A 19,497-nucleotide genomic window follows, 5' to 3' on the forward strand; every position below is an offset into this window, starting at 1 on the left:
GAGGGGCCCGGGTGGCCGGATGCCGTCGCCCGGCTGCCCGCTCACAACTTGCCGCCCCGCCCACCGTCACGCCGGGGCGGCGCGATGAGCGTCGACAGGTAGGGCAGGGGCGACCCGTCCAGCTCGGCGGCCGGCCGGACGAACTCCTCCGGCAGCCCGAGGGCCGACCCCCACACCGCGTCGCCGAGCCGCCCGCTCTCCCGCAGCGCTTCGGCCACCTCGCCCGCCCGCCGCCCGAACTTGTAGGCGACGACCGTGCCGGGCCCGGCCAGCGCCTCCTTGAGCACGGCGGCCCCGGCGGTCACCGGCACCAGGGTGAGCGGTTCGGTCCCCTCGGTGAGCACGGCCCCGGAACGCGCCGCCAGATCCTGCATCGCGGTGATCCCGGGCACGGTCTCGACCACCGTCCCCGGCACCGACTCCGCGACGGTCTGGGCGAGATACGTGAACGTCGAGTACACGTTGGGGTCGCCGATGGTCGCGAACGCGACATGGCCCCGATCCCGCAGCAACCCGGCCACCCGCTCACCGGCCGCGTCCCAGGCCGCCTCGCGCCGCGCCCGGTCGGTGCGCTCGTTCAGCGCGAACACCACCCGGACGACCTTCTCCTCGGGCACGTAGTGCAGCACGGTCGCCTCGGCCCGTCCGCGCTCGCCCACATCTGTTCCGTCAGACGCGGCCATCACGGGGACGACGACGACATCGGCGGCGCGCAGGACGTTCACCCCCTTGACGGTCACCAGTTCCGGATCTCCGGGGCCGACCCCGACCCCGGTCAGCATGCTCCTGCCGCTCATGACGTCCGGCACCTCTCCACGAACCGACGGGCCACACCGGGCTCGGACGCCCAGTGCGTGTGCAGATAACTCGCGTGCACACCGCGCTGTACGAAGCCTTCGACGCGCGGCTCAGGGACCCGCACACCCCACGCGGGCGTGTCCCCCGCGCCGGGCTCGACGACGGTGCGATGGAACTCGTGCCCCCGCATCCGCGTACCGGCGCCGGCCAGCGCACTGTCGGACAGGGCCACGGCGTCCCGGTAACCGAGGGTGAGCCGCTCGCTCATCCGCGCGGAGGCGTCCAGCACCCCGCACATGGGCAGACCGTCCAACTCCCGGCACAGGTACAGCAGTCCGGCACACTCGGCGGCGACCGGCGCACCGCTCAGGGCCAGTTCGGCAACGGCCTTGCGCAGCGGCTCGTTGGCCGACAACTCGGAGGCGTACACCTCGGGAAATCCGCCACCGATCACCAACCCGCGGGTTCCGTCGGGCAGTTCCTCGTCCCGCAACGGATCGAAGACGACGACCTCGGCCCCGGCGGCGGTGAGGAGTTCGGAATGCTCGGCATAGGAGAACGTGAATGCGGCCCCGCCGGCGACGGCGATCACTGCGAGCCCGTCCGGGGGTGTCCCCTCGGGGGGAGTTCGAGGACGAGGCCGTTCAGGCCGAAGCGGGGCTCTGGGGACAAGGCCCCCGGAGTCGGGAAGGGGGAGGGGCGGCGGGGGCGAAGAAACAAGAGCCTCAGCCGCATCCCAAGCCGCACAGGCCAACACCCCCGCCCCCCGCGCCAGCCCCACCAACGCCTCCAGGTCACACCCCTCGGCCACCTGGGCAGCCATCGCACCGACGGCGTCCACCGCCCCGTCCCGCCGCTCGGCGACCGGCACCAACCCCAGATGCCGCGACGGCGTGTCGACCTGGGCGGCCCGCCGCAGCACACCCAGCACGGGCACGCCGACGGAGTCGAGTGCCTCCCGCAGCGACACCTCGTGCCGGTCCGACGCGACCTTGTTCAGGATCACGCCCCCGACCCGTACCTCCGGATCCCACGTCACGAACCCGTGCACCAGCGCCGCCACCGACCGCGACTGCGACGAGGCGTCCACGACCAGCACGACCGGTGCCCGCAGCAGCTTCGCCACGTGGGCCGTCGACGCCAACTCCCCTTCCCCCGCAGCCCCGTCGTACAGCCCCATCACGCCCTCGACGACCGCGATGTCACACCCGCGCGCCCCGTGCAGGAACAGCGGCGCGACCCATTCGGGCCCGCACAGATACGCGTCCAGGTTGCGCCCCACGCGCCCGGTGGCCAGCGCGTGGTACCCGGGGTCGATGTAGTCCGGCCCGACCTTGTGCGGGGACACCGCGAGCCCCCGCGCGGTGAGCGTGGCCATCAACCCCGTGGCGACGGTGGTCTTGCCACTGCCCGAAGAGGGCGCGGCAATCACCAACCGGGGTACGGAGGTCACCACTCGATGCCCCTCTGCCCCTTCTGCCCGGCGTCCATGGGGTGCTTGACCTTGGACATGTCGGTCACCAGGTCGGCGAGGTCCACCAGCTTGTCGGGCGCGTTCCGCCCGGTGATCACCACATGCTGGGTCCCGGGACGCTCGCGCAGCACGGACACGACCTCGTCGGTGTCGATCCACCCCCAGTGCATCGGGTAGGCGAACTCGTCGAGCACGTACAGCTTGTACGTCTCGGCGGCCAGGTCGCGCTTGACCTGCTCCCAGCCCTCGCGGGCCTTCTCCTCGTTGTCCATCTGCGAGTCCCGCTGAACCCAGGACCAGCCCTCGCCCATCTTGTGCCACCTGACGCTGCCGCCCTCGCCGGAGGCGCCGAGCACCCGCAGCGCGTTCTCCTCGCCGACCTTCCACTTCGCCGACTTGACGAACTGGAACACCCCGATCGGCCACCCCTGGTTCCAGGCCCGCAGCGCCAGCCCGAACGCGGCGGTCGACTTGCCCTTCCCGATGCCGGTGTGCACGACGACCAGAGGCCGGTTGCGCCGCTGACGTGTCGTCAGTCCGTCGTCCGGTACGACACTCGGCTGCCCCTTCGGCACTACGCGGCCCTCCTCGAAGTCCCCTGTACGTCCCTGACCAGCCCGGCGATCGAGTCCGCCCGCAGTTCGTCCAGCGTCACCGCCGTACCGCCCAGCTCACCCGCGAGCTGCCCGGCGAGCCCCAGCCGCACCGGCCCCGCCTCGCAGTCCACGACCACGGACGCGGTTCCGTCGGCGGCGAACAGCCGCGCCGCGCGCCCGGCGAGGGCGACCGGTTCGGGGCCGCCGGTGGCCCGTCCGTCCGTCACCACGACCACCAGCGCCCGCCGCGCGGGGTCCCGCAACCGCTCCACGCGCAGCACGTCGTGCGCCCTGAGCAGCCCGGCCGCCAGCGGCGTACGCCCACCCGTCGGCAGCGACTCCAGCCGGGACGCCGCCGCGTCCACGGACGAGGTCGGCGGCAGCGCCACCTCGGCCGCCGAACCCCGGAACGTCACCAGGCCCACCTTGTCCCGCCGCTGGTAGGCGTCCAGCAGCAGCGAGAGCACAGCCCCCTTCACGGCACTCATCCGCTGCCGCGCCGCCATCGACCCGGAGGCGTCCACGACGAACAGCACGAGGTTCGACTCACGCCCCTCACGCGTGGCCTGCCGCAGATCGTCCCGCCGCACCACCAGCCCGGGCCCGGACCGGCCCCGGACCCGCTGATGCGGGGCCGCCGCCTGCACGGTCGCCGAGAGGTGCAACTTGGTCAGCGCCCCCTGCGGCCTTCGCGCTCCGGTGGTCCGCCCCTGCTCGGTCCGCGCGCGGGAACGCCGCCCGGCGGCTCCCTGGCCGATGCCCGGCACGTTCAGCACCTTCGTCCGGAACGGCTCCGCGGCCCGTACGGCGGACTGCTCCCCGCCGCCGGGCCCCGCCTGAGGCTCCCCGCCCTCACCAGCCTCGGGCCGTGCAGCGGTGTCACCCTCGCCCCGAGGGCCCTCATCGGGTGCCGGCTGCCCGCCCGGGCCACCGTCCGGTCCCGGGTCGGGATCGTCCTCGCCCCCGTCCTCACCAGGCCCGCCGAACTCCTCCAGCGTCTCGTCGAGCTTGTCCTCGTCGAGTCCGGGCGCGTCGAACGGCGAACGACGCCTGCGGTGGGGCAGTGCCAGCAGCGCGGCCTGCCGCACGTCCTCGGCAAGCACGTCGGTGCGCCCCGCCCAGGCCGCCAGCGCGGTCGCCGTGCGGGCCATCACGATGTCGGCCCGCATACCGTCCACCTCGAAGGCGGCACAGGTCGCCGCGATCTGCCGCAGCGCCCCGTCACCGAGCCGCACCGACGGCAGCAGCTCCCGCGCCGCCACGATCCGCGCCCGTACGGCGGCCTCCTCGTCGGCCCAGCGGGCGGCGAAACCGGCCGGGTCGTCGTCGTAGGCGAGCCGCCGCCGTACGACTTCCACCCGCTGGTCGGGCTCCCGGGAGGCAGCCACCTCGACGGTCAGACCGAAACGATCGAGGAGTTGGGGTCTGAGCTCTCCCTCCTCCGGGTTCATGGTTCCGACCAGCAGGAAGCGAGCGGCGTGCCGCACGGAGATGCCTTCCCTCTCGACGTACGAGGCACCCATGGCGGCGGCGTCCAGCAACAAGTCGACCAGATGGTCGTGGAGCAGATTGACCTCGTCGACGTAGAGGATCCCGCGGTGCGCGTCGGCGAGCAGACCGGGCTCGAATGCCTTGACGCCCTCAGCGAGCGCCCGCTCAATGTCGAGCGCTCCGACCAGCCGGTCCTCGGAGGCACCGACAGGGAGTTCGACCATACGGGCGGGCCGCGACTCAAGCGCTCCCGACTCGTGCGGCCCGTCCGGGCACTCGAGGCCGGGGGAATCGGGACGACACGAGAAACGGCACCCGGAGACGACCTCAACCGAGGGCATGAGCGCTGACAGAGCACGCACCGAGGTGGACTTGGCGGTGCCTTTCTCGCCCCGCACCAGCACGCCACCGACCGCGGGGCTTACCGCATTGAGGAGCAGCGCCATGCGGAGATCGTTCTGACCGACGATGGCGGTGAAGGGATAGGGCGTGCTCACGCAGTGATCACTCCTTCAGGTGGCATGGCGCAGGGTCGATCGAGATCGGGCCGCATCCATGTCATGGTCAAGGTCTGCTCCCCGCGCATGCGGGGATGGTCCGCGGTCCAGCAGTTGGGGACGCAGTTCGCCGTGATGCTCCCCGCCGACGCGGGGGTTCGGAGGGCGCTCATTCGTCGCCCTCCAGATCGCCCTCGAGTTCGAGGTAGGTCGCCCGGAGCCGGTCCAGGGTCTCCTGGTCCGGCTCCGCCCAGAGGCCTCGGTCTGCGGCCTCCAGCAAGCGTTCGGTGATGCCTCTCAAGGCCCAGGGATTCGACTTCCGCATGAAGTCCCGGTTCTCGGCGTCGAAGACGTACTCGGCGCTGAGCTTCTCGTACATCCAGTCGTCCACGACCCCGGCCGTGGCGTCGTAGCCGAAGAGGTAGTCGACGGTCGCCGCCATCTCAAAAGCACCCTTGTAACCGTGCCTCCGCATGGCGCTCATCCAGCGGGGGTTGACCACTCGCGCCCGGAAGACGCGGTGCGTTTCCTCGCCCAGCGTGCGCGTCTTCACCTGGTCCGGTGTCGCCGAGTCCCCGACGTACGCCTCCGGGCTCGCGCCCGTCAGGTGCCGCACCATGGCGACCATGCCGCCGTGGTACTGGAAATAATCGTCCGCATCGACGAGGTCGTGCTCACGCGTGTCGACATTCTTCGCCGCCACCGCGATCCGCCGGAACGCCGTCTCCATGTCACCGCGCGCCGCCCGGCCGTCGAGCCCGCGCCCGTAGGCGTAGCCGCCCCAGACCGCGTACACCTCGGCGAGGTCCGCGTCGGAGCGCCAGTTGCGGGCGTCGATCAGCGGCAGCAGACCGGCACCGTACGCGCCCGGCTTGGAGCCGAAGATGCGGGCCGTGGCCCGGCGCCGGTCGCCGTGCTCGGCGGTGTCCTCGTCGGCGTGGGCGCGGACGTAGTTCTGCTCGGCGGGCTCGTCCAGTTCCGCCACCGCCCGTACCGCGTCGTCGATCAGCCCGACGACGTGCGGGAACGCGTCCCGGAAGAAGCCGGAGATGCGGACCGTGACGTCGATGCGCGGCCGGCCCAGCTCCTCCAATCCGACCACCTCGAAGCCGGTCACCCGGCGCGAGGCGTCGTCCCACACCGGACGGCAGCCCAGCAGCGCCAGGATCTCGGCGATGTCGTCGCCCTGGGTGCGCATCGCGGACGTGCCCCAGACCGTCAGGCCGACGGACTTCGGGTACTCACCCGTGTCCTGCAGATACCGCTGCACCAGAGAGTCCGCCAGCGACTGCCCGACCTCCCAACTCAGCCGGGACGGGATCGCCTTGGGGTCGACGGAGTAGAAGTTCCGGCCGGTCGGCAGCACATTGACCAGCCCGCGCGTCGGTGAACCCGACGGGCCCGCCGGGACGTAACCGCCGTCCAGCGCCCGCAGGATGTGCCCGATCTCGTCCGTGGTCCGGGCGAGCCGGGGGACGACCTCGGTGCAGGCGAACTCCACCACCGCCACCGCGTCAGGGAGTTCGGCGCCCAGCACCTCGCGCACCAGCGGCGCGCTCTCCTCGACCGCCCAGCCGCGCTCCTCCATGCCCTCCGCGATCCGCCGGCACAGCTGCTCCAGCAGGTCGATCGCGTCGGAGGCCGACCGCGCCGGACCGTCCACCCGCTCCGTCAGCTCCGCCGGCACCTTCAGCGGGGCGCCCGGCTCGGCCAGCAGTTCCTTCTCCACCAGCCCGAAGTGCTCGGCCAGCGAAGCCCGAAGCCCCGGCAGCGCGTTCGCCCGGCCGCCCCACACCTGCGAGGCGCGCAGCACCGCCAGTACGAGGTTCACGCGCGGCTCGCCGACCGGGCCGCCGCCCAGGATGTGCAGCCCGTCGCGGATCTGCACGTCCTTGATCTCGCACAGATAGCCGTCGATGTGCATGACGAACGAGTCGAAGTCGTCGTCGTCCGGCTGGTCGTCCACGTGCAGGTCGTGGTGCAGTTCGGCGGCCTTGACGAGGGTCCAGATCTGCGCCCGTACCGTCGGCGCCTTCTCCGGGTCCAGGTCGGAGACGAGCGCGTACTCGTCCAGGAGCTGCTCCAGCTTGGCCAGGTCGCCGTACGTGTCGGCACGCGCCATCGGCGGCACCAGGTGGTCGACGACGGTGGCGTGCCCGCGCCGCTTGGCCTGGGTGCCCTCACCGGGGTCGTTGACGATGAACGGGTAGATCAATGGGAGGTCGCCGAGGACGGCGTCCGGCGCGCAGTTCGCGCTCAGCCCGAGGCCCTTGCCGGGCAGCCACTCCATGGTGCCGTGCTTGCCCATGTGCACGACCGCGTCGGCGCCGAAACTGTTCTCCAGCCACCGGTAGGCCGCCATGTAGTGGTGCGACGGCGGCATGTCGGGGTCGTGGTAGATGGCGATGGGGTTCTCGCCGAAGCCGCGCGGCGGCTGGATCATGACCACGACGTTCCCGAACTGGAGGGAGGCCAGCACGATGTCGTCGCCGTCGACGTACAGCGAGCCCGGCGGCTCGCCCCACGCCTCGGTCATCGCGTCCCGCAGCGTCGGGTCCAGCTTCTCGAACCAGGCCCGGTAGTCCGCGAGCGGCACCCGCGCGGGCGCGGCGGCCAGCTGGTCCTCCGTCAGCCACTCCACGTCGTGGCCGCCCGCCTCGATGAGCCGGTGGATCAACTCGTCGCCGTCGTCGGGGTACCCATGCACCCCGTACCCCGCGTTCCGCAGCGCGTCCAGCACCCGCACCGCCGAGGCGGGGGTGTCGAGCCCCACCGCGTTGCCGACGCGGGAGTGCTTGGTCGGGTAGGCGGTGAAGACCAGCGCGAGTTTCTTCTCCGCGTTGTCCAGGTGCTTCAGCCGGGCGTGCCGCACCGCGATCCCCGCCACTCGCGCGGCCCGCTCCGGGTCGGCGACGTACACCGGTACCTCGTCCGGACCCTGCTCCTTGAAGGAGAACGGGACCGTGATCAGCCGCCCGTCGAACTCCGGAATGGCGACCTGCATCGCCGCGTCCATGGGGGACAGCGCGGCGTCGGACTCCTCCCAGGCATCCCGCGACGACGTGAGACAAAGCCCTTGCAGCACAGGCACGTTCAGATCGGCCAGCGCCCCGATGTCCCACGCCTCCTCGTCTCCGCCCGCCGACGCCTGCGAGGCGTGCGTGCCGCCGGACGCCAGCACCGTGGCGACCAGCGTGTCCGCCCGCCCGAGGATCTCGTACAGCCCGGGGTCGGCGCCGCGCAGCGAACCGCAGTACACAGGCAGGGCGTTGGCGCCGTGTGCCTCGATCGCGTCGCAGAGCGTGTCCACGAAGGCGGTGTTGTCGCTCAGTTCGTGCGCCCGGTAGAAAAGCACGCCGACCGTCGGACGGCCTTCCCGCACGGGCCGCGAACCGCGGACGCCGTACTCCGGCATCTTCCGCGGCTCCTCGAACCCCTCGCCGGTCAGCAGCACCGTGTCCGACAGGAACCGGGCCAGCTCGGCCAGGTTGTCGGGGCCGCCCTCGACGAGGTACTTCAGCGCCTCCGACACGACACCCGCGGGCACCGACGACTCGGCCATCAGCTCCGCGTCCGGCACGGCCTCCCCGCCCAGCAGCACCGTCGGGATACCGGACGCCCTGAGCGCCGCGAGCCCGTCCTCCCAGGCGCGTTTGCCGCCCAGCAGCCGGACGACGGCGAGGTCCGCGCCGTCCAGCAGCGCGGGCAGTTCGGCCGCCACGTCCACGCGGGTCGGGTTGCCGATCCGGTAGGAGACGCCGGTGGCGGCGCGGGCCGCCAGCAGATCCGTGTCGGCGGTCGACAACAACAACACTGTGCTCATGCGGGCGCTCCCGGTGGAATGAAAGGCAGTCCTTGCGGCGCGCCCGACTCGATGAGCCGCCAGAGCGCGTCCGTGTCCGCGTGCTGTTCGATCAGGTCGCCGAGCCGGTCGAGCTGCTCCTCGCGCAGCGCGGCGAACGAGGTGTCGGGGGCCGGTACGAAACGGCGCCCCGTGGCGGCGGCCACCTCGCGCAGAAAGGCCCGGCGGAAGCCGTCGGACTCCAGTGAGCCGTGCCAGTGCGTGCCCCAGGTCTGTCCGACCCGGCAGCCGTCCAGGCTGTGTCCACTGTCGTCGGAGAGGAATGCCACCCCTCCCATGACGTCGGCGACCCCGTGATGGATCTCGTACCCCTCGACCCGCTCGCCGAGGGCCTCCCCGGCGGGCCGGGTGAGGGTCTTCTCCCGGGCGAACCGCACCCGCACGGGCAGCAGGCCGAGCCCGTCGACGTGCCCGGCGCGGCTCTCGACCTCGTCCTCGATGTGCTCGCCGAGGATCTGGTACCCCCCGCAGATCCCCAGCACGGGCCGTCCCTCGGCCACCCGCCGTTCCAGGGCGTCCGCCAGCCCCCGCTCGCGCAGCCACTCCAGGGCCCGCACGGTTCCGCGGGTCCCCGGCAGTACGACGAGGTCGGCGTCGGCCAGTTCCTCGGGCCGGTCCACGAACCGCACGACGACGCCCGGTTCGGCGGCCAGCGCGTCCACGTCCGTGAAGTTGGACATCAGCGGCACCGCGCACACGGCGACCCGCAGCACGTCCTCGCCAACCGGTGGGGCGACGGCCGACTCCCGCACGGCACCGCGCAAGGACACTGCCAGCCCGTCCTCCTCGTCGATGCCGAGCCCGTGCCGGAAGGGCAGTACGCCGTACGTGTGCCGCCCGGTCAGGTCGTGCAGCATGTCCAGGCCCGGCTCCAGCAGCGTCACGTCGCCCCGGAACTTGTTCACCAGGAACCCGGCGACCAGCGCCTGGTCCTCGGGGGAGAGCAGGGCGACGGTGCCGAAGAAGGAGGCGAAGACGCCGCCGCGGTCGATGTCGCCGACGACGAGGACGGGGAGTCCGGCGTTCCTGGCGATCCCCATGTTCACGATGTCGGTGCGCCGCAGGTTGATCTCGGCCGGGCTGCCGGCCCCCTCACAGATCACCGCGTCATACGTGCTCCGCAACTGTGCGAGGCAGTCCAGCACCGTGCCCAGCAACTGCTGTTGCCGCCCGCCGTGGTAGCCCCGCGCGCTCAGCTCCCCGACCGCTCTGCCGAGCAGGACGACCTGGCTGCTCCGCTCGCCGCCCGGCTTGAGCAGCACGGGGTTCATCAGCGCGGTCGGTTCGACCCGGCAGGCCTGGGCCTGCATGGCCTGCGCCCGCCCGATCTCGGCGCCCTCGCGCGTCACGAACGAGTTCAGCGACATGTTCTGCGCCTTGAACGGCGCGACCTTGACGTCTTGCCGTGCCAGCCACCGGCAGATCCCGGCGGTCACGACGCTCTTGCCGGCGTCCGAGGTGGTACCGGCGACCAGCAGACCCCCACCGCTCATGACGTACTTCCCTTCCCGACGAGCCGCGTGCCGACGAGCCGCGCGGCGGCACCGGCGCCGAGCGCCAGCCAGCCCACGCGGCGGGAGAGGCGTACCGCCCGGTCGATGTCCGCCACGGTCACGGCCCGGCCGGCGCCGTTGAGGACGGGCCGGTGCTCGACCCGCCCGGCGTAGGACAGCGTTCCGCCGAGCCGCACGCCGAGCGCGCCCGCGAAGGACGCCTCCACGGGGCCGGCGTTGGGGCTGGGGTGCTTCGCGGCATCCGCGCGCCACGCTCGGACTGCTCCCCGCGGGTCCGGCCCGGCGATCGCGGCGAGTACGGCGGTCAGCCGCGCCCCGGGCCACCCGGCGACGTCGTCGAGGCGGGCGGAGGCCCAGCCGTAGCGCAGGTGGCGGGGGGACTTGTGGCCGACCATGGCGTCCAGGGTGTTGACGGCCCGGAATCCGAGCAGTCCCGGCACACCGGCGACGGCGCCCCACACGAGGGCGCCCACCACGGCGTCGGAGGTGTTCTCGGCGACGGACTCCACCACCGCGCGGGCGATCCCGTCGGCGTCCAGCGCCTGCGGGTCCCGCCCGCACAGGTGCGGCAGCCGTGCCCGCGCCGCCTCGATGCCCTCGGCGGTCCCGGCCCCCAGGGCCCGTTCGACGGTGCGGGCCTCCCGGGCCAGCGACGTCCCGCCGACGACGGCCCAGGTGGCGGCGCCGGTCAGGGCGACCGAGGCGGCGGGGGAGGACCGTACGCACCGGGCGGCCAGGCTCCCCAGAGCGAGGGCCCCGCCGACGCAGACGGCGGTGTGCAACGCGCCCCGGCCACGGTCGTCCCGCCACAGCACCCGTTCCACGGCAGCCGCGGCCCGCCCGAAAGCGGCGACCGGATGTCCCCGGCGGGGATCACCGAGGAGCAGGTCGCCGAGGAGGCCGGCGGCGGCACCGTACGCGAACTCGCGAGCGGTACCCACGGGTTCAGCCGGTGGGGGATCCGGTGGAAGTGGTCGCCCCGAGCCGGGGCGGAGCGTCGCTGGTCAACCTCAACAGGCAGCCGGGCATGGCGATATGTCCTCACTCAGGGTGTCCACGCCCTGGTTCGACGAGACCGGCGGTGAGAGTTCCTGGCTCCCGGGGTGTGCACCCCGGTGACAGTGGCGGGACCGCGCCGGACTTTCACCGGCTTCCTCTCCTGCCGCCGTATTGGCATCCGGCAGTCCACCACGGTCCGGAAGAACCGTCAACTTGCCTTTGACCTGCGAGGCTGAAGTGTGCTGAGGCCCACAGAGGGGTTCCGGTGGGGGAACGCGAACGGGCGGTGCGGGGCGCGAAGCCCCGCACCGCCCGTCGGACGGAGACGACCCGGAATCAGGCCATGATCAGAGAGATCCCGTACGCCACCGCTGCCGTGCAGGCCGCGAAGCAGGCGTAGGCGCCGACGACCGCCAGGGCCGCGGACTCGCCCTGGGCCGTGGCACGCTCACGGCGGGACAGGCCGACGATGCCGAGGGTGAACAGGGCCACCAGGGCCACGGTGACCACGAGGCTGACGCCGAAGACGGAACCGAGGGCCGCCCAGTCGATCTTCATGATGCTCTTCTTCCTTCGTGTCTTCCTTCGTACCGGGGTGCGGTCAGACGGTGGTCTTGGCTGCCGGGGCCGGGATGGTGGCCGAGAACTCCTCGGTCACGGTGCCCGCCGGGGGCGGGGTCACCGCGGCCATGGCGGCGGTCACCACGCCGACCGGCTCCTCGACGGGGTCGTCGTGGTCGTTGACGTTGGTGTGGTCGACGATCTCACGCCGGGAGATCTTCCAGATCGCCGCGCTGGAGGCGACCAGGAAGACGGCGACGATGGCGGTGCCCCAGCTGCCGGTTCGGCAGACCAGTTCGGCGATGGCCGCGACCAGGGCCGCCGCCGGCAGCGTCAGGCCCCAGGCGACGAACATCCGGGTGGCCGTCGACCAGCGGACGACACCGCCCTTGCGGCCCAGGCCCGCACCCATCACGGCACCGGAGACCGAGTGCGTGGTGGAGAGGGAGAAACCGAGGTGGGAGGAGGCCAGGATGACCGTCGCGGCGCTGGTCTGGGCGGCGAAGCCCTGCTGCGGCTGGAGGTCCGTCAGGCCCTTGCCCATCGTGCGGATGATGCGCCAGCCGCCGAGGTAGGTGCCGAGCGCGATGGCGACGCCCGCGGACACGATGACCCACAGGGGCGGGTCGGAGTCCGGGGCGAGGGTGCCGCCGGCGATCAGGGCCAGGGTGATGATGCCCATCGTCTTCTGCGCGTCGTTGGTGCCGTGGGCCAGGGAGACGAGGCCGGCGGAGGCGATCTGGCCCGCCCGGTAGCCCTTCTCGGACGCCTTGCCGTCGGCCTTCTTGCCCAGGCGGTAGGTCAGTCGTGTCGCGAGCATCGCGGCGAGGCCGGCGACCAGCGGCGCGGCGATCGCGGGGATCAGTACCTTGGTGACCAGGACGTCACCGTGTACCGCGCCGAAGCCCGCCGAGGCGACGGTGGCACCGATCAGGCCGCCCATCAGGGCGTGCGAGGAACTGGACGGCAGACCGACCAGCCAGGTCAGGAGGTTCCAGAGGATCGCGCCGACCAGTGCGGCGAAGATGACCTCGGGACGGATGCCGGCCTCGTCGACGAGGCCTTTGGAGATCGTGTTGGCGACCTCCACGGAGAGGAAGGCGCCCACCAGGTTCAGCACGGCGGACATGGCCACCGCGACCTTGGGCTTGAGAGCACCGGTCGAAATGGTTGTCGCCATCGCGTTCGCGGTGTCGTGGAAACCGTTCGTGAAATCGAACGCGAGTGCGGTTACCACCACAATCGCGAGGATCAGCGAGAAGCTTTCCATTTACCCAGGCAATCGTTCGAAGTCATTGGCGCGTTGAACGTAGGTAACCTGAGTGAACGGAAGATGAACTGGGATGGGCATCGGGATGACCGTGATGGGTGCGGTCGCTCCATCGGACGGCCGCACCTCCACCATGGCCCGCGCGCGGCGGTGCGGCTGAAGGGCTGTGCGCCGTCGACGGGTGTCCGCGGCCGATCGCGGAGCCGTTGAAGAGACCTTCGTCACCCGGCAGGATCGCGGCATGGCTGAGCAGCGAGGAGACGTGAGTGACGAGGAGGCGCGTGCCTGGACCGGCCTCGTCGAGGCCGCCCGCCGGACCGTCTCCGACGGGCTCGTCGTCGGCACGTCCGGCAACGTCTCGGTGCGGGTCGGTTCGACCGTGCTGGTCACACCGTCGGGAGTGCCCTACGACCGGCTGACCCCGGACGACGTGACAGGTGTCGACCTCACCGGCCGACAGGTCCTCGGCACCCTGGTCCCGACCAGCGAGCTGCCCATGCATCTCGCGGTGTACCGCACGACCGGCGCCCATGCCGTGGTGCACACGCACGCCGTGCACGCGACGGCGGTCTCCACGCTCGTCGACGAACTCCCGCTCGTCCACTACATGGCCGCCGCGCTCGGCGGGCCCGTCCGGGTCGCCCCGTACGCGACGTACGGCACGGACGAGCTGGCCGAGCACATGCTGCGCGCCCTCGACGGACGCACCGGCTGCCTCCTGAGGAACCACGGCACCCTCACCCACGGCACGACCCTCGATCAGGCCTACGACCGCACCGCCCAGTTGGAATGGATGTGCAGGCTCTGGCTGACCGCCTCGTCCGTCCCGGGTCGGTCCCCGGCCCTCCTGTCGGCCGACCAGCTGGCGGAGGTCGCGGACCGCCTACGGGGCTACGGGCAGGGCGGCTGAGCCGGCACCCCGGGCGGACGCCCACTGGCCGGGTGGCCGGTCCGCCGGGACACTGGGTTCGTGCGCACTGCCAGAGCGACGGCCGCTGCCGTCACCGCCGTGATAGGGGCCGGAGCCGCCGCGGTGGCGGCCTGGCGGCTCGCCAGCGACGCCGCCCTCAAGGCGCCGCCGGGCAGACCGCTGCCCACCGAGCCCCGGCTCACCGTGCACGGCACCGCCGCCGGCCAGGTCAGTCTCACCCGGCACCTCGCCACGCTGCGCCCCGGCCGCTACGGCCTCACCGGTGACGATTCCCACGCGGTCGTCGGACCCGTCCTGGAAGGCATGTCGGACTCCGCCGACACCGTCGTGCGCCGTCTCGAACGCGTCGTGCGGGGCACCCTGAGGCCCGGCGACCGGGTGTGGCTCACCCCGAACCTGCACATAGGCGACCCGGGCACCGCGCTGGGCCTGGACCACACGGACGTCGACGTCCCCGGCGAACTCGGCCCCCTCCCCGCCTGGTTCCTGCCGGGCGTCCGGGAGACCTGGGTACTCGCGGTGCACGGCCTCGGCACCACCCGGGAACACCCCATGAACGTCATGGAGTTCCTGCACCGCCACCACTTCCCGGTGCTCACCCTCACCTACCGGGGTGATCCGGGCGCACCACGCTCACCCGACGGCCTCAACCACCTCGGCGAGACCGAGTGGCGCGACCTCGACGCGGCGATCCGCCACGCGCTGGACGCCGGTGCCCGGCAGGTCGTCCTCCTCGGCTGGTCCACCGGCGCGACCATGGCGCTGCGCGCCGCAGCCCGCTCCACCCTGCGCGACCACGTCGCCGGGCTCGTCCTCGACTCCCCGGTGCTCAGCTGGGAATCGACCCTGCGCGCCCTCGCCGCCGCCCGCCGCACCCCGGGCCCGCTGTTGCCGCTGGCGGTCCGCGCCGCCCAGGGCCGCACCGGCCGCTACGGCGACCACCACCCCGGCACCGCGGGGCCGGAACACGTCGACGTCCCCACCCTGATCGTCCACGGCCCCGGCGACGTGGTGGCCCCCTGGCAGCCCTCCCGCCGTCTGGCCGCCGCCCAGCCCAACACGGTCACCCTGCTCACGGTCGAGGACGCTCCGCACGGCGCCATGTGGAACGCCGACCAGCATGCCTACGAAGAGGCCCTGCGCCGCTTCCTCACCCCCCTCATGTGACCTCCGTGCCCCTTTCATGTGACCTCCGTGCCCGCCTCGCCGCCCCGGCGGACGGCCGGGCGGCCGGTGCAGCGGGTCCTCGCCGGAGATTCCGCTCGGGGCCGTGTCACCGGCCCGTTCCCGCCCTCCGACCGCCCGCGCGACCCGGTGCGTTGGCCCTCTCCGTCGCCGCCCGTGACATTCCGTTTGGGTTTTCGGACCGTCAACCGCAAGACTGCACCCGTGACGTCCCGTATCCCGCGCGACTCCAGGCTTCGACTTGTCCGCCCGCGACCCCTGGCCGCCGCCCCCAGGGCGATGAACCAGCAGCGCTCGCGCCGTCCCGCGCCGCGCCCTCCGGAAGGCACACCGGCCCCCGCGGAGCTGGCCAGAATGGCACGCTCCGGTCTGGCCGGCGCGGCCCGCGTCGCGCGCTGGGCCGACGCCGCCCTCGGCCCCGGCCGGGGCAGCGCCACCGCCGCCGGCAAGGCCACCCTCTCCGGCGCGACCGCCGAATGGGCGGCCGGGGAGCTGGGTCTGACCCCGGCTCAGGTCCGGGCCGACTGGGACACGGCCCGGCTCGCCGGTCTGGTCGAGGTGCACGGCGACACGGCCCGTCCCGGCTGGCGGCTGCGCGCCTGGAACCGCGACGACAGTGCCGTGCTGCGGGGCTGGGTCGCCCTCTTCGACGCCTGGTCGCTGGCCCACCCGGAGCCCGAGGGCCACGAACCCGCCACCGTCGGCGAGGTCGTCTCGGCCATGCCGCAGGTGCTCTCCTTCCTCCAGCTCTCGGCCGGGCCCGTTCCCGTGCCGCAGCTCCTCGACCTCCTGCAGCAACGGGTCACCGAACTGCGCACGGAGCGCTGCGAGGTCGACTACGCGCCCCACTCCGCCGACACCGCCCACCCCGGATCCGATACCGGGCCCGAGCCCGCACTCCGCTCCGCCCGGCCCGCGCCGGTCGAGCCGGGTGCTGCCGACGCCCCGCTCGCCCCGCTCCTCGAATGGGCCCTGCGCGCCCTCGCCGCGGTGGGCGCCCTCACCTACGGCGAGGGGCAGGCCACGCTCACTCCGCTCGGCAGCTGGGCGGTCTGGGTCAAGCTGGAGCAGATCTGCGTCGCCGCGCAGAGCCCCGCCGGGAACATCGAGCAGGGCGCCGAGGACATGCTCCGCGGCTGCGCCCAGCTGCGCCCCAACGCGGCCCGCGCCGAGTACCGCGCCTGGCTCGCCGCCCGCCCGGTCGCCGGCGCCGTCACCGAACTGCTCGACGCCGCCCGGGGCGAGGACGCCCTGCTGCGCGGCCTCGCCTTCGAAGCGCTGCGGGCGGTCGGCGCCCCCGCCGAACCCGAGGTCCGCGCCGTGCTCGGCGAGCCGACCCTGCGGCCCTACGCCCTGCTGTGGCTCGCCGAGCACGACGGCGCCGACCCCGAGGACGCCCACGAGGTCCTCACCCGGGACGAGGCCACCTGGCTGTGGGTGGACACCGCCGCCGCGGTCGCCGACCACGGTGAGGCCCCGCTGCTGGTACGGCACCTGGAGTCCGCGGTCCAGCCGACCGTCCCCGCGCTGCTGGACGAGGTGCGCGCGGTCGGACACCCGCGCACCGTGCAGGTACTGGTCGCGCTCGCCGCCGCGCACCCCGACCCGGCCCTGGCCAAAGCCGTCCGCCGGGCGGCCTTCCAAGTGCACACCGGAGGCTGACACCACCACCGCCGTCCCGCAGGGCCCCGCGAGATCCCGCAGGACCGCCCGCCCGGCCCCGCGGGCCCGCCGACCCGGGCCCTGCCGCCTGGGCCCCGCCCGGTTCAGGCGCGGCCCCGGCTCAGGCCCCGGTCTCGGGCGCGTACGTACCGAAGCTCCAGATGTTGCCCTCGATGTCCCGGGCCGTGTAGTCCCGCGAGCCGTAGTCCTGGTCCGTCGGAGGCATCAGGATCTCCGCGCCCTGTTCCACCGCCCGCCTGTGGTGTGCGTCGACGTCATCCACGACGATGTACACCCCGGCCGGACCCGCTCCCTTCATCGCCGTGTCGAACACGCCGCCGCGGCCCTTGGACCCCAGCATCACCGCGCCGTTGCCCTGCACCAGTTCGGCGTGTATCACCGAGCCGTCCTCGCCCTCGTACACCGACAGTTCCGTGAAACCGAAGGCTTCCGTGAGCTGCCGGATCGCCGCCTTCGCGTCCGCGTACAGCAGCGTCGGGAAGATGCTCGGACGCCTGCCACCCGTGCCTGCCATGGTCCTCTCCTCACCTCCCGCCGCCGGATGTCCCGCGACGGGAAAATCACCGGAAACTCGACCTGCCGCGCAGTCTGGCACCGACCACCGACAACGCCCCGCGACCCGGCCGGGCGCGGGCATCGAACACCCGCACCCCGGGAAAGTGGTTGCGCGGCCCCGTTAGAATGGCCCGCATGGCCATTCTCCTTGTGCATTAGACGGCGGGAACGCCCTCAGCCGCCCACCGCCGACTTCCCCCGGGCTCCGTTCGAGCAGGGGACCCCAACGCCCTGGAGTCTGACCCGTGATCTCCGCCTCCGGCATCGAGCTGCGCGCCGGTGCCCGTGTCCTCATCGAAAGCGCCACCTTCCGCGTCGCCAAGGGCGACCGCATCGGCCTGGTCGGCCGCAACGGCGCCGGAAAGACCACGCTCACCAAAGTCCTCGCCGGCCAGGGCATCCCCGCCGCCGGCAACGTCACCCGCTCCGGCGAGGTCGGCTACCTCCCCCAGGACCCCCGCACCGGCGACCTCGACGTGCTCGCCCGCGACCGCATCCTCTCCGCCCGCGGACTGGACGCCCTGATCCGCAAGATGCGCGAGAACGAGCAGCGCATCGCGAACGGCCAGGGAGCCACCCGTGACAAGGCGCTCAGGCAGTACGAGCGCCAGGAGACGGAGTTCCTCACTAAGGGCGGGTACTCCGCCGAGGCCGAGGCCGCCACCATCGCCGCCGCGCTGAACCTGCCCGACCGGGTCCTGGGCCAGCCGCTGCACACGCTCTCCGGCGGTCAGCGCCGCCGTGTCGAACTGGCCCGCATCCTGTTCTCCGACGCGGACACCCTGCTGCTCGACGAGCCGACCAACCACCTCGACGCCGACTCGATCGTCTGGCTGCGCGACTACCTCAAGACCTACCGCGGCGGCTTCATCGTCATCTCCCACGACGTCGACCTGGTCGAGACGGTCGTCAACAAGGTGTTCTACCTGGACGCCAACCGCTCCACCATCGACATCTACAACATGGGCTGGAAGCTCTACCAGCAGCAGCGCGAGGCCGACGAGAAGCGCCGCAGGCGTGAGCGGCAGAACGCCGAGAAGAAGGCCGCGGCCCTCAACGCCCAGGCCGACAAGATGCGCGCCAAGGCCACCAAGACGGTCGCCGCGCAGAACATGGCCCGCCGCGCGGAGCGCCTGCTGTCCGGCCTCGAGGACGTCCGCCAGTCGGACAAGGTCGCCAAGCTGCGCTTCCCCGAGCCCGCGCCCTGCGGGAAGACCCCGCTGACCGCCGAGGGCCTCTCGAAGTCGTACGGCTCCCTCGAGATCTTCACCGATGTCGACCTGGCCATCGACAAGGGCTCCCGGGTCGTCATCCTCGGTCTCAACGGTGCGGGCAAGACCACCCTGCTGCGCCTCCTGGCCGGAGTGGAACAGCCCGACACCGGCATGGTCGTGCCCGGCCACGGACTCAAGGTCGGCTACTACGCCCAGGAGCACGAGACCCTCGACCGGGACCGCACGGTGCTGGAGAACATGCGCTCCGCCGCGCCCGACATGGACCTCGTCGAGGTCCGCAAGGTGCTCGGCTCGTTCCTGTTCTCCGGCGACGACGTCGACAAGCCCGCCGGTGTCCTCTCCGGCGGCGAGAAGACCCGCCTCGCGCTCGCGACCCTCGTGGTCTCCTCGGCGAACGTGCTCCTCCTCGACGAGCCCACCAACAACCTCGACCCGGCAAGCCGCGAGGAGATCCTCGGCGCGCTGCGCACCTACAAGGGCGCCGTCGTTCTGGTCACGCACGACGAGGGCGCCGTCGAGGCGCTCCAGCCGGAGCGGATCATCCTGCTGCCGGACGGCGTCGAGGACCTGTGGGGCGCCGACTACGCGGACCTCGTCGCCCTCGCCTGAGCGGTCTCGGTCCGCCGCGCGAGTGAGGGCAGGGGTGACCGCGGGAGTGACTGCTGACACGATCGCCGGCGTGACCCACCGCGTATGGATCATTCGGCTCATCGGTGATCCATCATTCGTGTGAGATCTCCTCGTACCGAGGTGTGTCCTCCACGTGTTTCGCGGCCGAGCCCCTGATCCACCGGGGCTCGGCCGCGACGTCTTTCTGACCTGGTACTTCGCGGGACAACCCGTTCG

14 protein-coding genes and 1 riboswitch are annotated in these 19,497 nt (G+C 72.5%); of the genes, 4 read left to right on the forward strand and 10 right to left on the reverse strand.

All coding sequences use genetic code 11. The annotated features are described in order from the left end of the window. Nucleotides 1-41: 41 nt before the first annotated feature. The 9 genes from cobI to WJ438_RS31330 form a co-directional block, all read right to left on the reverse strand. The gene (gene cobI / locus WJ438_RS31290) at nt 42-797 is read right to left on the reverse strand and encodes a precorrin-2 C(20)-methyltransferase (protein WP_406728195.1); all 756 of its coding nucleotides are present in this window, start codon (nt 795-797) and stop codon (nt 42-44) included. Further along, nucleotides 794-2,254 carry a cobyrinate a,c-diamide synthase gene (locus WJ438_RS31295; protein WP_406728196.1) on the reverse strand — a complete coding sequence of 487 codons (1,461 nt, stop codon included), beginning with the start codon at nt 2,252-2,254 and terminating at the stop codon, nt 794-796. Before WJ438_RS31295 ends, cobI begins: the two co-directional genes overlap by 4 nt. Next, entirely contained in the window at nt 2,248-2,847 is a 600-nt protein-coding gene (gene cobO, locus WJ438_RS31300) for a cob(I)yrinic acid a,c-diamide adenosyltransferase (RefSeq protein ID WP_406728197.1), read from the reverse strand. Before cobO ends, WJ438_RS31295 begins: the two co-directional genes overlap by 7 nt. After that, a complete protein-coding gene (locus tag WJ438_RS31305; protein WP_406728198.1) occupies nt 2,847-4,856 on the reverse strand; it encodes a putative cobaltochelatase in 2,010 nt (669 codons plus the stop codon). The genes cobO and WJ438_RS31305 overlap by 1 nt, the downstream gene beginning before the upstream one ends. A 169-nt stretch (nt 4,857-5,025) precedes the next feature. Beyond that, nucleotides 5,026-8,679, reverse strand: coding sequence for a cobaltochelatase subunit CobN (cobN, locus tag WJ438_RS31310; RefSeq protein WP_406728199.1), 3,654 nt, complete (start codon nt 8,677-8,679; stop codon nt 5,026-5,028). Continuing rightward, complete coding sequence (locus WJ438_RS31315; protein WP_406728200.1) at nt 8,676-10,211, reverse strand: cobyric acid synthase; 1,536 nt, start codon at nt 10,209-10,211, stop codon at nt 8,676-8,678. The genes cobN and WJ438_RS31315 overlap by 4 nt, the downstream gene beginning before the upstream one ends. Further along, entirely contained in the window at nt 10,208-11,173 is a 966-nt protein-coding gene (locus WJ438_RS31320) for a cobalamin biosynthesis protein (RefSeq protein ID WP_406728201.1), read from the reverse strand. Before WJ438_RS31320 ends, WJ438_RS31315 begins: the two co-directional genes overlap by 4 nt. Before the next feature lie 122 nt (nt 11,174-11,295). Next, a riboswitch (cobalamin riboswitch) is annotated at nt 11,296-11,436 on the reverse strand. A 131-nt stretch (nt 11,437-11,567) separates the two neighbouring features. Then, nucleotides 11,568-11,789 carry a hypothetical protein gene (locus tag WJ438_RS31325; RefSeq protein ID WP_406728202.1) on the reverse strand — a complete coding sequence of 74 codons (222 nt, stop codon included), beginning with the start codon at nt 11,787-11,789 and terminating at the stop codon, nt 11,568-11,570. A 43-nt stretch (nt 11,790-11,832) separates the two neighbouring features. Next, on the reverse strand, nt 11,833-13,062 hold the full coding sequence (locus WJ438_RS31330) for an anion permease (protein WP_406728203.1): 1,230 nt from the start codon (nt 13,060-13,062) through the stop codon (nt 11,833-11,835). Between the two features lie 241 nt (nt 13,063-13,303). Here WJ438_RS31330 and WJ438_RS31335 point away from each other — a divergent pair, with 241 nt between their 5' ends. The 3 genes from WJ438_RS31335 to WJ438_RS31345 all read left to right on the forward strand — a co-directional run bounded on the left by WJ438_RS31335 (nt 13,304) and on the right by WJ438_RS31345 (nt 16,840). After that, on the forward strand, nt 13,304-13,972 hold the full coding sequence (locus WJ438_RS31335) for a class II aldolase/adducin family protein (protein WP_406728204.1): 669 nt from the start codon (nt 13,304-13,306) through the stop codon (nt 13,970-13,972). Between the two features lie 60 nt (nt 13,973-14,032). Then, entirely contained in the window at nt 14,033-15,160 is a 1,128-nt protein-coding gene (locus WJ438_RS31340) for an alpha/beta hydrolase (protein WP_406728205.1), read from the forward strand. Nucleotides 15,161-15,382: 222 nt separating this feature from the next. Further along, nucleotides 15,383-16,840: a hypothetical protein gene (locus tag WJ438_RS31345; RefSeq protein ID WP_406728206.1), complete on the forward strand. Its 1,458-nt coding sequence runs from the start codon at nt 15,383-15,385 to the stop codon at nt 16,838-16,840. Between the two features lie 121 nt (nt 16,841-16,961). On the opposite strand, the gene WJ438_RS31350 is transcribed toward WJ438_RS31345, so the two are convergent. Further along, nucleotides 16,962-17,375 (reverse strand): VOC family protein, encoded by a 414-nt coding sequence (locus tag WJ438_RS31350; RefSeq protein WP_406728207.1) that lies wholly within the window; start codon nt 17,373-17,375, stop codon nt 16,962-16,964. Between the two features lie 286 nt (nt 17,376-17,661). Between WJ438_RS31350 and WJ438_RS31355 the strand changes: the two genes are divergently transcribed. Continuing rightward, complete coding sequence (locus tag WJ438_RS31355; protein WP_406728208.1) at nt 17,662-19,260, forward strand: ABC-F family ATP-binding cassette domain-containing protein; 1,599 nt, start codon at nt 17,662-17,664, stop codon at nt 19,258-19,260. The last annotated feature ends 237 nt before the right edge of the window (nt 19,261-19,497 follow it).

It is taken from the genome of Streptomyces sp. GD-15H (assembly GCF_045291515.1).
Lineage (GTDB): Bacteria > Actinomycetota > Actinomycetes > Streptomycetales > Streptomycetaceae > Streptomyces.

Coding starts and splice junctions, on each gene's coding strand:
- cobN (WP_406728199.1), bottom strand. CDS start 8,679: ATGAGCACAGTGTTGTTGTTGTCGACCGCCGACACGGATCTGCTGGCG.
- WJ438_RS31315 (WP_406728200.1), bottom strand. CDS start 10,211: ATGAGCGGTGGGGGTCTGCTGGTCGCCGGTACCACCTCGGACGCCGGC.
- cobI (WP_406728195.1), bottom strand. CDS start 797: ATGAGCGGCAGGAGCATGCTGACCGGGGTCGGGGTCGGCCCCGGAGAT.
- WJ438_RS31350 (WP_406728207.1), bottom strand. CDS start 17,375: ATGGCAGGCACGGGTGGCAGGCGTCCGAGCATCTTCCCGACGCTGCTG.
- WJ438_RS31330 (WP_406728203.1), bottom strand. CDS start 13,062: ATGGAAAGCTTCTCGCTGATCCTCGCGATTGTGGTGGTAACCGCACTC.
- WJ438_RS31325 (WP_406728202.1), bottom strand. CDS start 11,789: ATGAAGATCGACTGGGCGGCCCTCGGTTCCGTCTTCGGCGTCAGCCTC.
- WJ438_RS31335 (WP_406728204.1), top strand. CDS start 13,304: ATGGCTGAGCAGCGAGGAGACGTGAGTGACGAGGAGGCGCGTGCCTGG.